General features: G+C 41.6%; 14 protein-coding genes and 1 pseudogene. All 15 read right to left on the reverse strand.

What is annotated here, in order from left to right; all coding sequences use genetic code 11:
- Positions 1-35: 35 nt before the first annotated feature.
- Positions 36-1,457, reverse strand: a complete 1,422-nt coding sequence (locus M3600_RS02390) for a sugar porter family MFS transporter (protein ID WP_233317159.1) — start codon at positions 1,455-1,457, stop codon at positions 36-38.
- Positions 1,454-2,368 (reverse strand): myo-inosose-2 dehydratase, encoded by a 915-nt coding sequence (gene iolE, locus M3600_RS02395; RefSeq protein ID WP_251644681.1) that lies wholly within the window; start codon positions 2,366-2,368, stop codon positions 1,454-1,456. The genes M3600_RS02390 and iolE overlap by 4 nt, the downstream gene beginning before the upstream one ends.
- A 15-nt stretch (positions 2,369-2,383) precedes the next feature.
- Positions 2,384-4,294: a 3D-(3,5/4)-trihydroxycyclohexane-1,2-dione acylhydrolase (decyclizing) gene (iolD, locus tag M3600_RS02400; protein WP_237941013.1), complete on the reverse strand. Its 1,911-nt coding sequence runs from the start codon at positions 4,292-4,294 to the stop codon at positions 2,384-2,386.
- Positions 4,295-4,305: 11 nt separating this feature from the next.
- Positions 4,306-5,301 (reverse strand): 5-dehydro-2-deoxygluconokinase, encoded by a 996-nt coding sequence (gene iolC, locus M3600_RS02405; RefSeq protein ID WP_251644682.1) that lies wholly within the window; start codon positions 5,299-5,301, stop codon positions 4,306-4,308.
- An 18-nt stretch (positions 5,302-5,319) separates the two neighbouring features.
- Complete coding sequence (gene iolB / locus M3600_RS02410; RefSeq protein WP_251644683.1) at positions 5,320-6,138, reverse strand: 5-deoxy-glucuronate isomerase; 819 nt, start codon at positions 6,136-6,138, stop codon at positions 5,320-5,322.
- A gap of 84 nt (positions 6,139-6,222) precedes the next feature.
- Positions 6,223-7,692: pseudogene (iolA, locus tag M3600_RS02415) on the reverse strand (methylmalonate-semialdehyde dehydrogenase).
- Positions 7,693-8,200: 508 nt separating this feature from the next.
- The gene (locus M3600_RS02420) at positions 8,201-9,439 is read right to left on the reverse strand and encodes a sn-glycerol-1-phosphate dehydrogenase (protein ID WP_251644684.1); all 1,239 of its coding nucleotides are present in this window, start codon (positions 9,437-9,439) and stop codon (positions 8,201-8,203) included.
- A 45-nt stretch (positions 9,440-9,484) separates the two neighbouring features.
- Positions 9,485-10,531: an aldose epimerase family protein gene (locus tag M3600_RS02425; RefSeq protein ID WP_251644685.1), complete on the reverse strand. Its 1,047-nt coding sequence runs from the start codon at positions 10,529-10,531 to the stop codon at positions 9,485-9,487.
- Between the two features lie 43 nt (positions 10,532-10,574).
- Positions 10,575-12,083 (reverse strand): arabinosylfuranosidase ArfA, encoded by a 1,509-nt coding sequence (gene arfA / locus M3600_RS02430; RefSeq protein ID WP_233317167.1) that lies wholly within the window; start codon positions 12,081-12,083, stop codon positions 10,575-10,577.
- A 44-nt stretch (positions 12,084-12,127) separates the two neighbouring features.
- Positions 12,128-12,400 carry a DUF6171 family protein gene (locus tag M3600_RS02435; protein ID WP_233317168.1) on the reverse strand — a complete coding sequence of 91 codons (273 nt, stop codon included), beginning with the start codon at positions 12,398-12,400 and terminating at the stop codon, positions 12,128-12,130.
- Between the two features lie 3 nt (positions 12,401-12,403).
- Positions 12,404-13,894, reverse strand: a complete 1,491-nt coding sequence (locus M3600_RS02440) for an alpha-N-arabinofuranosidase (RefSeq protein ID WP_251644686.1) — start codon at positions 13,892-13,894, stop codon at positions 12,404-12,406.
- A 186-nt stretch (positions 13,895-14,080) separates the two neighbouring features.
- Positions 14,081-15,574, reverse strand: coding sequence for an L-arabinose isomerase (gene araA, locus M3600_RS02445; RefSeq protein WP_233317170.1), 1,494 nt, complete (start codon positions 15,572-15,574; stop codon positions 14,081-14,083).
- A gap of 20 nt (positions 15,575-15,594) precedes the next feature.
- A complete protein-coding gene (gene araD / locus M3600_RS02450; RefSeq protein WP_233317171.1) occupies positions 15,595-16,320 on the reverse strand; it encodes an L-ribulose-5-phosphate 4-epimerase in 726 nt (241 codons plus the stop codon).
- Positions 16,304-18,007, reverse strand: coding sequence for a ribulokinase (araB, locus tag M3600_RS02455; RefSeq protein ID WP_233317172.1), 1,704 nt, complete (start codon positions 18,005-18,007; stop codon positions 16,304-16,306). The genes araD and araB overlap by 17 nt, the downstream gene beginning before the upstream one ends.
- 263 nt (positions 18,008-18,270) lie before the next feature.
- On the reverse strand, positions 18,271-20,505 hold the full coding sequence (locus M3600_RS02460) for a glycoside hydrolase family 127 protein (protein ID WP_251644687.1): 2,235 nt from the start codon (positions 20,503-20,505) through the stop codon (positions 18,271-18,273).
- Positions 20,506-20,673 lie beyond the last annotated feature (168 nt).

Genomic DNA, 20,673 nt, shown 5'->3' on the forward strand with positions numbered 1-20,673 from the left:
CTTTTCTATCCTTTGGTATACGCTTACAAAAAAACTTATTTCGCTTCTGGTATTGCATCATCATCTGAGAGGTTCTTCCCGTAGTTGCGAAATTCCTGTTCTAATTGCTCTAAGGAGCGATCCTTTGTTTCCGGCAAATACTTCTTAACAAACGCAATCGCAATGATTCCCAATCCGACAAAAACGAAGAATGTTGTGGACAGTCCAATTCCTGCCATTAATACAGGGAACAGCAAGCCAACTAAGAAGTTCGTGATCCACAAGCAAAACACTGTCACTCCCATTCCAAGTCCTCTAAGCCTTTGCGGGAAAATTTCCGAAAGCATGAGCCAAGTCACTGGTGAGATAGCTCCTTGCTGGAAGGCTAAAAAGGTTACAGTTAAGGATAAGACGATATATGGCAATGCTGGTGATCCTTCCATCGTAAGAGAAAAGATTCCGATTAACAGCAAGGCAATGGTTGTGCCGATTTGACCTGTAATCAACATTGGACGGCGGCCGACCCTACCTAGGAGCCAGATTCCGACAAACGTAGCAACAACCGATATGATACCGTTTGCAATATTTCCTATTAAAGCTGCTCTTGTCTCAAAACCAGCATCCTTTAAGATTTCTGTTCCATAATACATGATTGAGTTAACGCCTGTTATTTGCTGTACAACAGCAATCCCCAAACCAATAAACACAATTCTTCGAACCCATGGAACATTCAAATCTTTAAAAGTCGCTTTTTTCATTTGAGACTGATCTTCAAGCGATTTCTCAATTTCTTTCAGTTCTGCTTGTGCTCTTGCTTCTGCTCTTACCTTTTGCAGCACGCGCAGTGCATCGCCGATTCTGCCTTTAGAAGCAAGCCAGCGCGGACTTTCCGGGACAACGAGCATTCCAAACCATAGAAATACAGCAGGAAGGGATGCAATGACAAGCATATATCGCCAGACATGAGCTGTATCACCTAGTGTATTTCCTAAAATAGCATTGAAAGTAAATGCGAGCAGCTGCCCTGATACGATCATTAGCTCATTCTGTGTAACCATTCTTCCCCTGTTTTCAGCAGGCGACATTTCTGCCAGGAAAGCAGGTACTGTTACCGAAGCTCCGCCGACAGCAAGACCTAAAATGAAGCGGAAGGTAACCATCAATTCTACACTTGGTGCAAAAGTACAGCCTAATGTAGCAAAGATAAACAAGATAGCAAGATAAAGAATATTCTTCCTCCGGCCATGATGATCAGATAATCTGCCGCCAAACATTGCTCCAAAAGCAGCTCCAAACAAGAGAGAACTTGTGACAAGCCCTTCTGTAAAGGGAGTAAGATTCAACTGATCTTCTTCTGACATAAAGGGGAGGGCCCCATTTATGACGCCTGTATCATAACCGAACAGCAGCCCCCCGAATGTTGAAATAATGGTGATTTTCTTCAAGTGTTTTTTATGGGTATCCTTGCTTGTAGTCATACAACATTCCCCTTTTCCGTGTATGTTTGGACAAGCAATTTCTTATTTATATAATTTCTGGCGATAAGAGCATATTCTAAAGGATTTGCGACTGCGGGATCTTGTTCTGCTTCAATCACAATCCAGCCGCTGTAATTCGTCTCAAGCAAGTAGGCATACACTTCTGTAAAGTCAATACAGCCATCCCCAGGTACTGTAAACATGCCCCGAAGGAAGGATTGCAGAAAGGACAAGCCTTCCTTACTGCATTCAGTAAGCGCATTTTCTCTGACATCTTTAAAATGAACATGCTTGATACGGTCTCTGTGCTTCATAAGCAATGTCATATAATCTCCGTCAGATACGAATATATGGCCAGTATCATAAAGAAGGTGTACATGATTGGCATCTGTATGATCCATCAAACGGTCTATTTCCGCTAATGTCTGAACCCCTGTTCCCATATGATGATGATAGACAAGCTTCAATTGATAAGTTTCAGCAATTTTACCGAGCTCATTCAAGCCGCTGCACAACAGACTCCATTCTTGATCGGTAAAGAAGGGCTTTGTCAAAAATACATTTTCTGAAGTGCCTTGCACGCTGTAGGTCTGTTCAGACACAACAGCAACAGACGCATTCACTTCTTGTAAATATTTGCAATGCTCATGGAACGCTTCTGCCGCTGAATCCATGCCGTCTCGGATGATGTAACTTGAGAACCATTTCCCAGCTATCTTTAAGTTTCGCAAACCAAGCTCCTTATTCAAGACACTCGGTTCTGGGAAAAAGCCGCCTACTTCTGTTCCTTGAAAACCTGCAACTACAATATCACTAAGCAAGTGCTGCAACGTATTGCCGGCACCAATTTCGGGAATATCATCATTGCGCCAGCCAATCGGTGCCATACCCCATAAGATTTGATTCCCCATCCCCATTCTCCCCTTTTAATATTGTTTTGCTTCTTGAAGTTTCGCCTTCCTGGAGTCATTAGCTTTTTGGACACTTTCCATGTTAGAGGCTTCAGCAACCCCAACATTCCACCAGCTGTCATAGCCGTCTGTCATTGTCTTTGGCAGCACTTTCATTTCAATCAAGGTAGAAATATCTTGTTTTTTCGAATCTTCTATAGCTGCTTTCAATTCCTCGACTGTGTTGGCACGATAAACCTTTGCTCCATAGCCTTCTGCAACTTTAGCGTAATCAATGTTCATAATCTGATTATCAGCATCGCGGAACTCACAATCGAAGCTGCCGCTGCCATGATCCATTTGCAGGTTGTTGATACAGCCCCACCCTGAATTATCAAACAAGAGAACATTAATTTTTTGCTTATATTGCAAGGATGTCACAAGCTCTGAATGCAGCATGAGGAAGCTTCCGTCTCCGACAAAGGAGTAAACTTCTTTTGATGGATCAGCTAATTTCACACCTAATGCTCCAGAAATTTCATAGCCCATACAGGAATATCCGTATTCAAGATGGTATGTGTTCGGGGTACTAGAATGCCATAAGCGCTGCAAGTCGCCTGGCAGAGAACCAGCAGAACAGATAACCGTACTGTCTTTTGCAACACTATCATTAATAGTTAGCAATGCTGTTGTTTGGGCTAACTCTGTATTAAGAGCGTTAGCATATTCATTCAGAATTTCTTGTGAAAAGTGGTTTTTAATCTCAGGATTAAATGCTTCACGGTTGAATTCAACCTTGCCTAATCGCTCTCTTTCTGCAAGCCACTCATCTTTCAATTGGCCGATTCTGCTTCCAAATTCGCTTTCATAGCCTTCAAGAAGCGGGAATAACCGGTCGAGTGTTGTTTTTGCATCTGCTACGACTTGGAATGCATCAAATTTATATGTTTGCATTCTGCTTACGTTAATGTTTAAAAACTTAGCTGAAGCAAAATCAAAGGCCGTTTTGGAGGATGTCGCAAAATCGGTATATCTTGTACCAATACCAATAATGAGATCTGCTTCTTTTGCTGCTTTATTAGCAGCAAGAGTACCAGTAATACCCATACCGCCAAGATTGTTTTTGAAGTCACTTTCTACTGTCGATTTGCCTGCCTGTGTTTCAACGAGCGGGATGTTGTATTTTTCAGAAAATGCGATTAAGCTTTCTCTTGCCTCTGAATATTTCGCGCCTCCGCCTACTAAAATAAGCGGCTTTTTAGAGGATTGGATCAGCTTGACAGCACCGTCGAGCTCACGCTCATGAGGGGCTTTCCGGTCAACATAATGCACTCTTTTCTCAAAGAACTTCACATCATAATCAAAGGCTTCCCCTTCGACATCTTGAGCGATACAAATCGTTGCCGGGCCAGCCTTCCCTGGATCTGTCATCACTTCAAATGCGCGCAGCAAACTTGACATCAGCTGTTCCGGGCGAGTAATGCGGTCCCAGTAGCGGGAAACTGGCAAAAATGCATCATTTGTTGTTACTGCAATGCTGTACTCTTGCTCCATTTGCTGCAAAACAGGGTCTGGCTGTCTTGATGCAAAAGTGTCTGCCGGAATAAATAAAACAGGAATATTATTAGCGTGCGCTGTGGCAGCTGCTGTAATAACATTTGCTGAGCCAGGACCTGAAGAAGTGGAAACAGCAAATATCTTCTGTCTGAGCATTTGCTTGCTGTAAGCAATAGCAGCATGTGCCATCCCTTGTTCGTTCTTACCTTGAATCACTTTTAAATGTCCTCGGTCCTGTTCCAGGGCTTGACCAATTCCTAATACATTTCCGTGACCAAATACATTGAAGATTCCTTCTACAAAAGGAAACTCATTACCATCAACATGGATATACTGCTGATTCAAAAATTTGACCAGCGCTTGTGCAGTTGTCAAACGAATCGTTTCCATTCTTTTGCCTCCTATCTTGATGCTTCAATCTTTTCATTTTTCGCAATCAGTTCCTCAATTTCTTCCACTTGCGGCATCGCCTCAGATGAACTGTGCTTGCTTACTACAATAGAAGCGGACGCACTTCCGTATTTCAGAGCTTCGCCGATCTCCTTGCCGGAAATTAATGCATACAAGAAGGCAGATGCATAGGAATCTCCAGCTCCAAAGGTTTTTAATACATTCGTCTTATACGCTTGCGCTCTGAAGACATCACCTGATTTCACATAAGCGTATGATCCGTCAACACCATGCTTAATGACAATTAATTCAGCACTTTGGCCAAAAAGATGCTGCACTGTTTCATGATTACGGCCATCTTTCCTGTTTTCCATCACATCATACTCATCACGTGTACCAATAATAATTTCCACTTGCTCTGCAATAAGAGAATAATAAACAGCTGTTTCTTCCTGTGATTTCCATGTATATGGACGATAATCTAGTTCGAACGCTACCTTAACGCCATTCTTCTTAGCTAGTTGGACTGCTTTAATTACAGCTTCTCTAGAAGGACTTGCAGCTAGAGCTGTTCCAGATACAAGCAGCAGCTTTGCTCTTTTGATATATTCTTCGTTTACTTCAGAAGGCTCAAGATATAAATCTGCTACATCATCACGGTACATGAGGATACTGCATTCATCAGGACTTTTGATTTCTGTAAAGGCAAGGCCTGTCTTATGTCCTTCTGTGTCTGTCACTATGTTAGAAACATCTATGCCAACACCTTGCATATAGCTCTTGATAAAGCGGCCATGCTGATCATCAGCAATTTTTCCGATAAAGCCAGCTTTTAAGCCTAGTTTGCTGCTGCCAATTGCTATATTTGCCGGTGATCCTCCTACATACTTGGAAAATGTCATCGTCTCTTCCATTGGACGGTTATATTCCACTGCATTTAAGTCGATGCAGGCTCTGCCGATTGCTATTAAGTCAAACTCTTTATCTGAATTGAATTCATATTTCATTGGTAGCATCCTCCTAATTTAGCGGTTTAAAATCCATTCATGGTCTTTATCATTATTGAATTTCCAAATTCTTGTCGGTCCTGCCATGACATTTAAATAGTAAGATGTATAACCATCCGGCACACCAACAGGATGATAACCTTTAGGCACAATTACTACATCACCATCTTCAACTGCCATCGTCTCATCTAATGATCGGTCATCAGTGTATACGCGTTGAAACAGGAATCCTTGTCTTGGATCGATTTCATGGTAGTATGTTTCTTCCAAAAATGATTCCTCTGGCAAATTATCCTGGTCATGTTTGTGGGGCGGATAGCTTGACCAATTCGCAGTTTCTGTGATGACCTCAACAACGAGAAGGCTGTTGGCTGCAGGATGCGAATCGGGAAGGATATTATGGACAAGGCGCTGGTTATTAAATTTCCCTCTATGCTCTACACTGTTTTCTTCTGCTTTAATCAACTTCGTTGGCTTTGCCTCATCAGAAGGGGAATAACATAGGGCTACTCTAGCATTTCTGCTGTTTGCAGAGATTGTGAATTCATTCCCATTAGAAACATAGACACTGTCTGTTGGAATCCGTTCAAACACGCTGTCTCGAGTGCCGATATTCTCAAATACAGCTGTGCCGTCACTAACAGTAATTTTTCCTGTTACAGCAACAATGCAGCATTCTTCTAAACCGAGCGTCTCTTTGTATTGAGCATTTTGGGATAATTCAATTAATTTAAAACCAACATATTTTAGCGGGGAGTTTTCTTGCGTAACATCATGAATAACTTTTACACCATCGATTGCTTCCGTATGCTGAAATTTTCGCAGCAGTTGACTCATACGTTTTTCCTCCTTAAGCCTTACGATCAGAGTTTCCCACTCTGATCGAGGCCAAAAAATTCACAAAAACTCTCATTCTATCTATCAATCAAAAGTCGGTGCCAAATATCTTGCTGTAACTACTTTTTTGCGAGTATAGAAATCTACACTATCCTTGCCGTTTGCATGAAGTGTTCCGTAGAAAGAAGACTTCCAGCCTGAGAATGGGAAGAATGCCATCGGCGCTGGTACTCCCAGGTTAATGCCAAGCATACCTGCATCAATATTTTCTCTGAAGTAGCGAATGGCAGATGCATTGGATGTAAACAAGCAGGCACCGTTAGCAAACTCTGATTGGTTCGCAATATCAATTGCTTCTTTTAAGTTTTTCACACGGATGACGGACAATACAGGAGCAAATATTTCTTCTTTCCAGATTGTCATATCTGTTGTGACATTATCAAAGATTGTTGGTCCAACGAAATATCCTTCTTCTGGAGCATTTTGTCGACCGTCTGCAATCAAGTTTGCGCCTTCGGAAATACCTTTTTCGATATAACCTAATGTTTTTTGTTTATTTTCCTCTCTGATAACAGGACCTAAGAACACACCGTCTTCCAAGCCGTTTCCAATTTTGATGCTGCTTGTTTTCGCTTTTAATGCAGCCATAAACTCATCTGCAATGCCTTCTTCTACTGTAACGACAGCACATGCCATGCAGCGTTCACCAGCTGAACCGAATGCAGCTGAAACAACATTAGTGACTGTTTCTTCCAAGTTAGCATCATTCAGGACGATTGTATGGTTTTTTGCACCTGTCAGTGCTTGAACACGCTTTAAGTTCTCTGAACCTTTTTTATAAACATACTCACCAACCGGCTTTGAGCCGACGAAAGAGATTGCTTTAATTTCAGGATGCTCCAAGATGCCGTTTACAACATCATGTGCTCCATAAACTACATTGAATACCCCTTTAGGTAATCCTGCTTCTGTGAACAACTCTACTAATCTTCTTGTTAACAGCGGTGTTCTCTCAGATGGCTTTAAGATGAAAGTATTGCCAAGAGCAATTGCCATTGGGAACATCCAGCATGGCACCATCATTGGAAAGTTGAATGGTGCAATTCCGCCGACTACACCGATTGGGTAACGATAGTTTGTCGCTTCAACATCTGTTGCAATGGAAGCAAGTGAGTCACCCATCATTAATGTTGGTGCACCTGCTGCGAATTCTACATTCTCAATTCCTCTTTGTACTTCTCCCAAAGCCTCTGTTAAGTTTTTTCCATTTTCAATAGTAATCAGCCTTGCCAGCTCTTCTTTATTTTTCATAAGCAGCTGCTAATAGTTGAATAATATTCTAGCTCTTCTTGGCACCGCGACATTCTTCCATTTTTCAAATGCTGCCTTTGCAGCTTCTGTTGCCTGCTCAATATCTTCCTTAGTGGAAATAGGAACACGACCGATGACTTCTTTTGTAGCAGGGTTAAATACCTCTTCGTAAACAGAAGTATTGCTTTCAACCCACTCACCATTAATATAGTTTTTCAGTTTTTCTGCTGTAACTGTAGACATCTTCATTTCCTCCTCCAGATATTATTTCGGCTGTTTGAACAGCTAATAAGTTGATTGTATTGCTTCCCTTCTCACTTTATTCTGTCTGCTGATACTGCAGTTCATAAATATATTGGGAAAACTTATTCATACTATCATCATCTTGTTGTTATGTTTTGGTTATGTTTTGATAATTTATGATTACATCATAATACGGATAACGCTTTCAGTCAACCGTTTTCCTCTTTATTTTTTCATATTTTTGGAGATAAAGAGATAAAAAGGATAGGTTTCCTGTCTATCTCTGGTGCATTTTTGTTATTAATAGTGAATAAGAGCTGTAAATACTGAAAAAATTGTCTACCAACCTAAATATTTTACAAATAAAGGTGTTTTCCTCTATTTATTTTTGTTTTTATTGAAAATGATTCTTGGTACTTATTTTCACAACAGTTTTGGATAGATATTCAAAAGTTAACCATTCATAATACAAAAAAACCTGCTGTTTTAAACAGCAGGTTTTTTTGTATTATGCTTTTGCCGCAAAATCATACTCTGTTTGTAACACTACATTCAAAAACTTCAAGACTGTGTAACGGTCTCTAAGATGGTGAGCATGTTTTAGACTGTCGTGCACTAATGAATCCGAGATGCCTAGTTCATTTGGCAAAACTGGCCCACCTAAATTTTCAATCAGCCTTTTAGTGCTTTCAGGATCAGGTATCGCTTCAAGTATTTCTTTCACTTTGTCTTTATTCTCTCTTAAATTAGCCAACACTTTACCATGCTTTTCTTGTATTTCGCCATTCTCTAATATATTGTCCAGTTCATTAAGAAACTCACTCTTATATATGGAGCTTAACAATATAGTAGTAACGCCAACCTTCGCTCCATGCAGGACTTGGGGACGATTGTTTTTCAAAAGGTCCATTTCCCAATAATGAGATAAATGATGTTCTCCTCCTGAAGCTGGATGTGATTGCCCGAAGACAAGCATGGCGATGCCTGACTTGATAAGACTTTCTATTAAGATGGTGATGCCTTCGTCCTCTGCTTTCGCTATTTTTTCGATATTGGCAACACATTCATCCAATGCGAGCTGAGTTAATTCAGCAGAAAGCTCACAATAAGGAACATCCGCTGCATAACGCTCAAACTTCCAATCAGCTAGAGACGTGTACTTGGCAATCATATCGCCGACACCTGCTGCAATCATCTCTTTCGGTGCCTTTTTTAAGACATCAATATCAGCAAATACTGCAATAGGTGATGTCATTTGAAATGTTTTCTTCACACCCCTAACAATGAGCGGCGCCCCCAGTGAAGTAAATCCATCAACGGAAGGTGCAGTAGGTATGGAAATGAATGGTATATTTAATGTAGCGCTGCAAAAGCGGGTAATATCATGAATTGTCCCTGAACCGACTGCTATCATACAATCGCTGTTTCTCCCTGTTTCAAGCAGCACTTGAACAAGTGCCTTTTCATCTGCTACTACATCTCCGTTCTCATCTGGAGTTACTTCACAGGATGTTACCGCTAAACCTGCTGAGTTAAGCAGCTCTGTCAATTTATCTCCCGCCGCAGTCATCGTATTGCTGTCAGCAACGATTTTCGGACTGCCAAAAGACTTTTCAGCCAGGAAGGAAGCTACTTTGTTCAGAGCTCCGTTCTCTGCCATAATTGTTTCAATCGGTATGTCATTATGATGATTTCCGCAGCTGCATGTTTTAAATAGATCATGAATTTCGGCAACAAAATTTTCCATTGCAAACTCCTCCTCTAACACCCGCCAAGTCCACGTGTTTATTTATTATAATGTTCCAAAAGTGTAAGTTGTTTTTCTTTTAAATTCCTCGTCTGCCTCCATTACCCATGTCGGAAATTCAGGTTGATTGATTGCATCTGGAAGTCCTTGTGTTTCTAGGCAAAGTCCATGGTATCGTTTTGCCGGAACTTCAAAAAATCTGCTGGACTCGTCAATTTGATTGCCAGTATATAACACAACACCAGCTTCATCTGTACTGATTGTCAAAGTTCTGCCTGACTCTTCTTCCGTTAACAGAATTTCGTCCGTCTTCTCTTTATTCAGAAGGAATGGATGATCATAGCCGCCACCTGCAAGTGATATTTGTTCATCTCTTGATTCAGCACCAGACGCAATAAGTCGTCCTTCCCTAAAGTCAAAAACTGTATCTTCCACGTTTGCTAGGATACCTGTGGGAATCAGTTCTCCATCCAATTCCAGAAAACGGTCAGCAGCTATTGTCAGCTTATGGTTTAGGACATCTCTTTTAAGATTTCCGCTTAAATTGAAGTAAGAGTGGTTTGTTAAATTGACGATTGTTTTTTGATCTGCTGTACCTGCGTAAGTAATGCTTAATTCGTTATCATTATTGAGCAAGTAGGATACTGTTAGCCTCAGCTCACCTGGATAGCCTTCGTCACCATCAGGACTTGTATGAGTAAACTTAACGCCAACTGCCCCGTCCTCTTCTATTGGCTCCGCTTGCCAAACGACTCTGTTATAGCCCTTTACTCCTCCGTGCAGATGGTTTGCTCCGTCATTTTTGGCAAGTGTATACTGCTTGCCATCCAGTTCAAAACCAGCTCCTTTAATTCTGCCTGCTATCCTGCCGACAACCGCTCCTAAAAAGTAGGAATCCTGCTCGTATTCTTGAAGTGAATCGTATCCAAGAACAATATTTTCAAAGCTGCCATTTTTGTCTGGTGTTACTATGCTTGTAATAATGCAGCCGTAGTTGATACACGTAACATCCATTCCGTTATCATTCGTCAGTTTGTATTGATCTACGGCTTTATCGCCGATTTTCCCATATGCTTCTACTGTTATGTTCATATAATCTATCCCTTCCGCTAGCAGCTATTAGTTTAATAGCGCATTATCGTTTTTCTAACCTGATTACGTTCCAGGACAGCTTTGGCAAAACAGCTGTAATAATTCCGTCTTTATATTCGGCATTCCCATTTGTATGCGGCTCTACGCGCTGTTTTTCGGCACTGTTTTCCGCCTTGATATCATCGTTTTCTAAAACGATATGTTCGACAACTTGATACCCTTCAAAATTGCGAATATCACATTCAAGCAGGAGACCTTCTTCTAAATGACGATTCACAGCAAAGATAGTCAGCTGTTCCTGTTCTTCGTTATATACGGCTGTTGATTCTAAAAATGGGACATCTGTAAAGTCCTTACTGTCATATTTCGGGCTGGAGATAATTGGATTCAAGGATACTCCTCTTCCGTAAACAGATGTATGCATATACGGGTAGAAAATAGTCTGTTTCCATGCTGGCCCATTATCCTCTGTCATAATTGGCGCAATAACGTTTACAAGCTGTGCTAAACAAGCAATCTTCAATCTGTCTGCATGCTTTAACATCGTAATCAGCATACAGCCTACAAGCAGAGCATCTTCAAAGTTATAAACGTCTTCAAGCTGATGCGGCGCGATGCTCCAAGGCTCGATCAACTTGTCGTTTTCATTGCTGTGGTACCAGACATTCCACTCATCAAAGGACAGATTTATTTTCTTTTTGCTTCGTTTTTTTGCTTTTACATAGTCTGCAATCGAGATGACAGAGGAGATGAAGTCATCCATTTCGAGTGATAAAGCCAAATAATTGGCTACATCATTAGACTGATTTCCGTAATATTGGTGTAAGGAAATATAATCAACATGGTCATATGTATGGTCAAGCACTGTTGCTTCCCAATCTGCAAATGTTGGCATATTGCGATGAGAGCTGCCGCAGGCTACCAGCTCAATGGACGGATCGACCCATTTCATCACTTTGGCTGCTTCTTGAGCAATTCTTCCATACTCTGCTGCAGTCTTGTGGCCGATTTGCCAAGGACCATCCATTTCATTTCCCAAGCACCATGTTTTAATATTGTATGGTTCCTTCACCCCGTGCGCAGCACGAAGATCACTGTAATAGGAACCTCCTGGATGGTTGCAATACTCAACAAGATTTCTGGCAGCATCAATTCCCCTTGTCCCAAGGTTGACTGCCATGTTTACATCTGCACCTACCAGTTTTGCCCATTTCATGAATTCATTTGTACCTACTTCATTTGTCTCTGTCGTTCTCCAAGCCAGATCCAATCTGCGCGGGCGGCTTTCAACAGGACCAACACCATCTTCCCAATTATAGCCGGACACAAAGTTACCGCCTGGATAGCGGACAAGGGGCACTTGAAGTTCTCTAACTAAATGGATAACGTCTTTCCTGAAACCGTTCTCATCTGCTTCCGGATGATTCGGTTCATAGACACCTCCATACACAGCCCTTCCGAGATGTTCAATGAATGAGCCATAAATCCGATTGTCAATTTCTCCAACTTTAAAATCCTTTTCTAGAATCATCTTTGCTTTATTCGCTGTCATGTGCTTTACTTCCTTTCTTCTTGAAAGTTTTTTAAAGATAAGCTTTATACAACTTTAGACCATTTAGGGTTTCCGATATTCGGGCATGCTTTTCTTTTAAACTTTGCTCTATAGCGGACAATACATCCGCTATAGGCACAAGTCGTCCCGTATTGTAAAGAAGTGCAGTCTCGGCAAATGCTCAGCCTTTCTTGATAGACTGAATCAAGCACAAGCTTTTCCGGTGTTTCTGCTGCCTCTTTAAGCAGCTCCTCAATGACTTCCTCTGAAACTATTACACTCTCGACACAGCCCTTGCATGCATTCTTTTGCATCATGTTTTAAGCTCCTGTTATAGCTAATGTCACTACAGACATCGGTGGAATATTCACAGACAGCTTGCTTCCGTTTACTAACACATCTGTAAATGCAGCTGGCTTAACTGTTTCTGGCGCATCAAATGTATTATGAGCATTCATTGCATCTGCTGTCAGGATTGTACCAGATACCTCTTTCGCCTCGGTCAGTCCGCGTAAATCCAATTCGAATGAGCTGCCGTTTACATGATCGATATTGCAGAAGCTCACATTAACCTGGCCAGCAGAATCCTTCGATGCTGTCACACTTACTTGCGGAAGGGTTTCTCCGTTATGTTCATAGCTGCCAATTTGCGCATCCACACTTAAAAGCTCAGCATCTTGATGGACTTTGTACATATCAAAAACATGATATGTCGGCGTAAGAATCATTTCTTCGCCTTCTGTCAAAATCATCGCTTGCAGCACGTTCACTGTTTGTGCGATATTCGTCATTTGGACACGGTCACAATGCTGATGGAAAATATTAAAATGCAGTGCTGCGACGAGTGCATCACGAATCGTATTTTGCTGATACAAGAAGCCTGGATTTGTTCCCGGCTCTACATCAAACCATGTGCCCCACTCATCAATAATCATGCCAACACGTTTATCAGGATCATATTTATCCATAATATTGCCATGCTTTGTAATGAGCTCATCCATATGAATGGCTTTCTTCATCGTAATGAACCACTCATCCTCAGGGAAGTCTAGTGCTGAGCCTTTACCAAGCCAGAAGTCTCCCGGAATTGTATAATAATGAAGGCTAAGCCCATCCATCAAGTGGCCGGCATTTTTCATGAGCACTTCTGTCCAGTTATAATCATCGACATTTGCTCCGCCTGCAATTTTATAAATTTTGTTATCTCCGTAGTTCCTGACATATGTTTGGTAACGGCGATAAAGATCCGCATAATATTCTGGTCTCATATTTCCGCCGCAGCCCCAGTTTTCATTGCCGACGCCAAAATAAGTCAGCTGCCATGGTTCATCTCTGCCGTTTTCGCGGCGCCAATTTGCCATTGGAGATTCTCCTTCGAATGTCATGTATTCTACCCATTCTGACATTTCTTGGACAGTGCCGCTGCCAACATTTCCACAGATATACGGTTCAGTCCCTAACAGCTCGCACAGAAGCATAAATTCATGTGTTCCGAAATGGTTGTTTTCAACGACGCCGCCCCAATGTGTATTAACCATTCGTTTGCGGTCTTCTCTTGGGCCGATTCCATCCTTCCAATGGTACTCATCTGCAAAACAGCCGCCTGGCCATCTTAAGACTGGAATATTAATTTTTTTTAGCGCTGCTAATACATCATTTCTTATTCCTTTTGTATTCGGTATTGGCGATTCCTCTCCAACCCATATTCCTTCATATATACATCTGCCTAAATGCTCTGCAAAATGACCGTAAATATTTTTATTAATTTTTCCTTTTTTTACGTCCGCGTTAATGATTACCGTATTCCCCATGCTATCTTCTCCTCCTTATTGATTCGCTTACAGAATATGTACTTCGTTAACATTCCCGCTAATCTTTATCGTTGTGATAAAAGAGCTGAAGTCAGAACCTCCATTGTTCTAAAAAAATCTAGAATTGTCATGGAAGTTCTGACTTATCATGCTGTTGTTTTGTTCCGTCTTAATAGATGAATTTTCTTATCCTTTCAAACGGTAATACACATCATTCCAGCGCAGCTCGTTTTCAAATGAAATAGAGTTTGTGTCATTGTTAATAACAACGAGTTCAATACCTACTAATTCTGCTAAGTCTCTAAGCTGTTCTGTTGATACAACATAAGAGAAGCATGTATGATGGGCTCCGCCTGCTTGAATCCAGTTTTCTACTGCTTGGCTTAATGATGGCTGCGTTTTCCATAACACTCTTGCCACTGGCAAATTCGGCATTTCCTCTTCTGGCTGAATCGCATCCACTTCGTTTACAAGCAGACGGAAACGGTGGCCAAGGTCAATGATAGAAGCATTTAATGCTAATCCTCCTCTTCCATCAAACACGATGCGGGCAGGATCTTCCTTGCCGCCAATACCTAGCGGGTGAACCTCGATTTTCGGTTTTGTTGCCGAAATTGTCGGACATACCTCCAGCATATGTGAGCCGAGAACCATTTCATTTTCTGGATCGAAATGATATGTGTAATCTTCCATAAAGGATGTTCCTTCATTGCCGGCAATTATTTTCATTAAGCGGACAAGCGCTGCTGTTTTCCAGTCTCCTTCACCAGCAAAGCCGTAGCCTTGTTCCATCAGTCTTTGCACAGCAAGACCAGGCAGCTGCTTCATACCATGCAAATCTTCGAATGTTGTTGTAAAAGCCGTATAATTTCCTTCTTCCAGGAATGCTTTCATACCTAATTCAATTTTTGCTTGCTCGCGGATGGAGTCTCTGATTGAGCCTTCCTCTAAACCTGCTGGTACGATATCGTATTTTTCTTCATACTCGGCCATCAAAGCGTCGAGGTCTGCATCCGTTACTTCATTCATCTTCGCTACAAGATCTCCGATGCCGTAGCCGTTCACTGTCCAGCCAAGCTTAATCTGCGCTTCAATTTTGTCGCCTTCAGTCACGGCAACCTGACGCATATTATCTCCGAATCTAGCAATCTTCAAAGCTTTGCTTTCAGAGAAAGCAACTGCAGTTCTCATCCAGCTGCCGATTCGTCCGCGGATTTCTTCATTTTCCCAGTGTCCGACAATAACCTTTCTGTTCAGTTGCAGTCTGCTTCCAATAAAACCATGCTCCCTGTCACCATGTGCTGATTGGTTAAGGTTCATGAAATCCATATCAATGGATTCCCATGGAATATCTCTGTTGTATTGTGTAGCAAAATGCAATAAAGGTTTTTGCAAGGCCGAAAGACCGGCAATCCACATTTTAGATGGAGAGAAAGTGTGCATCCATGTGATGATACCAGCACAGGATTCATTAGCATTTGCTTCTAAAGCAAGTCTTCTGATTGAATCAGCATCTTTCACAACCGCCTTAAATCTTAATTTATAGCTTAAAGAAGACGAGGAATCTAAACCGTTTACCATTGTCTTCGTATGCTCTTCCACTTGCTTTAATACATCTTCACCGTATAACAGCTGACTTCCCGTAACAAACCAGAATTCGTACTCTCTTGTATTTAACACATTAATTCCTCCTAGTTATTTTATTTGGATGTTTTTTGTTTTGTTTCTTCGCTTTTTTGTCCGTAATAGGCATTCGCACCATGTTTTCTTAAGTAATGCTTATCAAGCAAATACTGATCAATCCACTCCACATCTGGATTTAACTGCAATGTATGTAGGGCCATTTTAGCTACCTCCTCCAGGACGACAGCGTTATGGACCGCATTATCTGCATTCTTTCCCCAACAGAACGGGGCATGGCCTGTCACCAATATCCCTGGGAGTGCTTTCGGGTCAATGCCCTCTTTTCGAATTGTTTCAATGATGACATTGCCTGTCTCCAGCTCATAAGCTCGGTTGACCTCGTCTTCCGTCAGCTTTCTTGTACAAGGCACCTCACCATAGAAATAGTCCGCATGTGTTGTTCCTAATGCAGGAATTCTTCTGCCTGCCTGAGCCCAGCTTGTTGCCCAAGGCGAATGTGTATGTACAATCCCGCCGATTTCTGGAAATGCACGGTATAAAGCAAGATGTGTCGGTGTGTCAGAGGAAGGGTTTAAATTCCCCTCCACAATATTTCCATCCAAATCAGTGACAACGAGGTCTTCTGCTTTCAGCTGTGAATAAGGGATACCGCTTGGCTTAATGACTACAAGATTGCTTTCTCTGTCGATACCGCTTACATTCCCCCAAGTGAAAGTTACTAAATTATGCTGAGGCAGCGCCAGGTTAGCTTCTAATACTTCCTGCTTAAGCTTCTCTAACATAGTTTCCCTCCTTGCCCTCAAGTGCAGCTTCTTTTTTAATCTGCTTGAGTGTTTTCATCACATTATTTTCACCGCGACCAAAATAATCATATAGGCGGGAATATTCATCAAAAAGCTTCTCATAAACGTTGACATTGTTTTCAATAGGCTGATAGATATGGTCCTTAATTCTTCCCATATCTTGAGCCGCTTCATTAATATGGTCATAACCCCCGCGCTCCTTACCCGCTGCGACAGCACCAAACATTGCACTTCCAAGAGCTGGTGTTTGGGAGGATGCTGAAATTTTAATATCCATGTTCAATACATCTGAATAAATCTGCATCATAAGGGTATTCTTTTCCGCGATGCCTCCTGCTGCGTAAACCTCATTGACTGGCACCCCGCTATTACGGAATGTCTCCACAATCATCCTTGTGCCGTATGCAGTTGCTTCAATTAATGCACGATAAATTTCTTCCGGCTTTGTTAAAAGAGTGGCACCAAGCAATACTCCTGTCAGGTCAACATCAACAAGTGTTGATCTGTTCCCGTTCCACCAGTCAAGAGCAAGCAGTCCGCTTTCCCCAACATTCAGCTTGCTGGCTTTTTCTGTCAACAGCTGATGGATGTTCAAGCCCTTTTCTTCCGCTTCCTTCTGGTAGCTTTCCGGTACGCAGTTTTCTGTGAACCATTCAAAATGGTCTCCAACGCAAGATTGGCCGGCTTCATATCCTAGAAAGCCTGGAATAACTCCATCTTCGACCACTCCGCACATTCCTGGTACAATTTCCTCTGTTTCACCAAGCAAGATGTGGCATGTTGATGTACCCATGATCATCAGCAGCTTACCTGCCTCTGTTATTCCTACTGCGGGCACAGCAACATGGGCGTCCACGTTTGCAACTGCAACTGCTGTCCCCGGTTTTAAGCCTGTTAATTTTGCAGCTTTTTCTGTGATTTCCCCTGCTTTAGAACCAATGGAATGAATATCTGTAGACAGCTTCTCTTCTACAACATTTTCCAAGCGTGGATCTAGCGCCTTAAAGAATTCTTTGCTTGGGTAGCCTTCTTGTTTGTGCCAGATTGCTTTATAGCCTGCAGTACAGCTGTTTCGCGCAATCTTTCCTGTCAATTCGGAAATAACCCAATCAGTTGCTTCTAGCACTTGATCTGCGGCATCATAAACATCTGGTGCTTCATTAAGAATTTGCCAGATTTTCGGGATTGCCCATTCAGACGAAATTTTTCCGCCATAGCGCTGTAAAAATGTTTCTCCCCGCTGTGCAGCAATTTCATTCAGACGGTTTGCCTCATCTTGAGCTGCATGGTGCTTCCATAATTTCACGTAGCTGTGAGGATTTTGCTTAAACTCTGGCAAGAAGCAGAGCGGAATGCCGTTCTTATCAATCGGCAGGACCGTACAAGCAGTGAAATCAATCCCAACCCCAATAACATCTTCATTTGAAACATTAGCTTTCTGTAAAACCTCTGGTATCGTAATCTGCAAAACTTCTAAATAATCAGCAGGATGCTGAAGGGCCCAGTCATGTTCCAGCTTCGTCTTTCCGTCAGGTAAATACTCGTCCATTACACCATGTGTATATTCCTTAACGGCAGTAGCTACCTCTCTGCCTGTTCCTACCTCTACAAGAACCGCCCTGCCTGATTGGGTTCCATAATCTACTCCTATTGAGTACTTTGCCATGTGTATTTCTCCTTCCTAGCTAAAGTATGCGTTTTCAAAATTGAGATATTTAAATGTATCTGTCTAGTTCTTCCTTTACTTCTTTAAAATCTTTATACGTACAAGAAGCCTGTTGTCTCTGTTCATAAACATTTCTCATTCATCCTTACAACCAGATAACTTTTATCAACTTGTACGTATAACTATAATGTAATTCTAACATCTATTGAAATTATTTCAATCTCTTTTTTGAAAATTTTTTATTTATTTTCAACTTGTATGATTTAGCCCTTAATTGTCCTTAGCTCAAAAACTTTCGGCACTCTTTTGTCTGGATGTGCCCGGAATGTAATGGAAATTCTGTCTGTTGCCACACTAGGAATCTCATATTTAACGTATACAAATTGACTCATTTCTTCCCATTCTATCTTTCCGTCGGCAAGCTTCCTGTCATCTGCTAACACATCAAATTCCTTCATGCTGTTCCATTCATTTTTTGTATAAGCCGCTATAAGACTATTATTTTCGTTCGGCAAGACTGTCAGATTAAATCTGAAATGCCCATTCGGCCATGTGTCGCGGTACTTCCGGTTAGACACAGTTCCAATTCCGACATGCTCTCCTTCAAACTGATGGTCGCGCTCTGGCTGCATTTCTCCAGGCTGAACGAAATCAAGCGTTTTTTCTTGCAGCGCTTGTTCCTTTTGAAGCGCTTCTTTATAAGCTTTCTCCGCTTCCTGCCACTTATCTTTTGTAAACACATCCCAATAAACAGTCGCACTTCTGTCATGCAGAAGGTAAAACGGCAATAGCTTCACATCACGAGGATTGCCGATGCCATCCAGCCTGTATTCTGCATCAGCAGTAGCGACTATTGCATGAATTGGATCATCATCTGTCACAAGGACCGGTGTAAATAATAAATCCTTCGTAACCTGTGCGTCACTTATCTCCCCTAAATCTCCTGCAAGCACAATCGGCCCGTGTAAAAAAGCGACTCTGTCTGGATTATCCAGGATTGCTTCCTTGCGAAGTGTCATTGGTATATGAATATCCAGCACGTCTCCCTCCTGCCAAACTCTTTCTATTTCAATAAGACTCGCAGGCTGATTATCATGCTGGTACTGTTCACCGTTTATGGAAATTTCCATTCCACTAACCGCCCAGTAAGGATATCTTAAATAGAGAGAAAAAGCCTTTTTCTCTTGGCAAGACAGTTCTATTCTAATTCTGCCATTCTGTGGATATTCTGTTTTTTGCTTGACAATAACCCCCATGTTATCCCAGTCAAGACGAGAAGGTATATATTGATTAACATACAGTTTATTTTCATCATGAAAATAAATGGCATTGCCATGGCTCGCATGGTTTTCCATCCCAGATCCTACACAGCATGTAAAGCTGTCAAACTTAGAGTTGTATTTTTTATGTCCGCCCATATCAAGTGACACAAAATAACAGACACTACCATCATGCGGATTTTGTGATGCAAGTATATGATTGTAAAGAGCTCTCTCATAGTAATCGCCTTCTTCAGCTGTAGGTTTCCACTTAAAAAGATGCTTTGTAAGCTTCAGCATATTGTATGAATTGCATGTTTCACACGTATTTTCACCGAGGCGGTCATTCAGTTTGCCAGCTTCGCCAAAATGCTCATTAAGTGAATTACCTCCAATTACATAGGAATGCTCATGAACGACAGTGTCCCAAAAGAACTCAGAAATTTCCTTGTACATTTCGTTGCCGGAGATTTCGTACTGCCTTGCCGCAGCGACCACTTTCGGTATTTGTGTGTTAGCATGCCTTCCAGTTAAAGCATCCCTTCTATCTGCTAACGGACTTAATACTTCTTTATGATAAAATCTTTCTGAAAGAGCAAAAAATCGGTCGTCACTAGTATGGACTGCCAAGTCAGCAAGAACCTCTGCCATTCCCCCGAATTCACATTTAAGCAGTTCATCCATCTGCTCTTCAGACAAACCCCTAACCATGTCCTCAAGCCAAAGTCCCAGCTTTATTTCCACTTGAAGCGCCTTTTCATTATCTGTGTAAATATACGCATCTCTTAAACCAGCAAACACTTTATGCATGGTGTATAAAGGCACCCATCCTCCATTTAAGTCAAAGCCTTGAGAATAGATTTTGCCTTCTTTTACTTCCTGAAAAATCTCTTTCCCTCTCGGTATGCCACAAATTAAACCTGTTCCATCCGCTTGTTGGCAAAGCGCTAGTTCGTCAATTATATATGCTGTTCTTTCATTAAATCTGCTGTCACCTGTTGCAGCTGCCATCATAGAGCATGCAGAAATATAATGTCCAAGCGTATGGCCGGAAATTCCTTGTTCTTCCCAGCCCTTATAATGATCTGCTTTCGGCTCTAACCCTGCATATTGTCTGTATCTGGACAATAGCTTATCTGGTTTGAGCTGCAACAGATAATCTCTGTTTAATTCCATCGCATGTTTAAACGGGCCATCCGTAATTCTCACTTGCCTTAAATGAAAAGCTTCAACTGTCATTTTAGCTTCACTTCCCTATCTCTTATTTATAAGCAGTAACTGCAATTTAAGCACCCTTCTATGTAAGCGCATTCTATAATAAAAATTTTATGCTAGTTGTTCGTACATGTCAACTGAATTCCTTTTACATTTCTAGACATGTATTATTCTTTTTCGCTGAAATGGAGA

It is taken from the genome of Niallia sp. MER 6 (assembly GCF_023714395.1).
In the GTDB taxonomy this organism is placed as follows: Bacteria; Bacillota; Bacilli; order Bacillales; family Cytobacillaceae; genus Niallia.

Bases quoted from the DNA above. Each gene is read 5' to 3' on its own strand.
- M3600_RS02390 (WP_233317159.1), bottom strand. From the start codon at position 1,457: ATGACTACAAGCAAGGATACCCATAAAAAACACTTGAAGAAAATCACC.
- iolE (WP_251644681.1), bottom strand. From the start codon at position 2,368: ATGGGGAATCAAATCTTATGGGGTATGGCACCGATTGGCTGGCGCAAT.
- iolD (WP_237941013.1), bottom strand. From the start codon at position 4,294: ATGGAAACGATTCGTTTGACAACTGCACAAGCGCTGGTCAAATTTTTG.
- iolC (WP_251644682.1), bottom strand. From the start codon at position 5,301: ATGAAATATGAATTCAATTCAGATAAAGAGTTTGACTTAATAGCAATC.
- iolB (WP_251644683.1), bottom strand. From the start codon at position 6,138: ATGAGTCAACTGCTGCGAAAATTTCAGCATACGGAAGCAATCGATGGT.
- M3600_RS02420 (WP_251644684.1), bottom strand. From the start codon at position 9,439: ATGGAAAATTTTGTTGCCGAAATTCATGATCTATTTAAAACATGCAGC.
- M3600_RS02425 (WP_251644685.1), bottom strand. From the start codon at position 10,531: ATGAACATAACAGTAGAAGCATATGGGAAAATCGGCGATAAAGCCGTA.
- arfA (WP_233317167.1), bottom strand. From the start codon at position 12,083: ATGACAGCGAATAAAGCAAAGATGATTCTAGAAAAGGATTTTAAAGTT.
- M3600_RS02435 (WP_233317168.1), bottom strand. From the start codon at position 12,400: ATGATGCAAAAGAATGCATGCAAGGGCTGTGTCGAGAGTGTAATAGTT.
- M3600_RS02440 (WP_251644686.1), bottom strand. From the start codon at position 13,894: ATGGGGAATACGGTAATCATTAACGCGGACGTAAAAAAAGGAAAAATT.
- araD (WP_233317171.1), bottom strand. From the start codon at position 16,320: ATGTTAGAGAAGCTTAAGCAGGAAGTATTAGAAGCTAACCTGGCGCTG.
- araB (WP_233317172.1), bottom strand. From the start codon at position 18,007: ATGGCAAAGTACTCAATAGGAGTAGATTATGGAACCCAATCAGGCAGG.
- M3600_RS02460 (WP_251644687.1), bottom strand. From the start codon at position 20,505: ATGACAGTTGAAGCTTTTCATTTAAGGCAAGTGAGAATTACGGATGGC.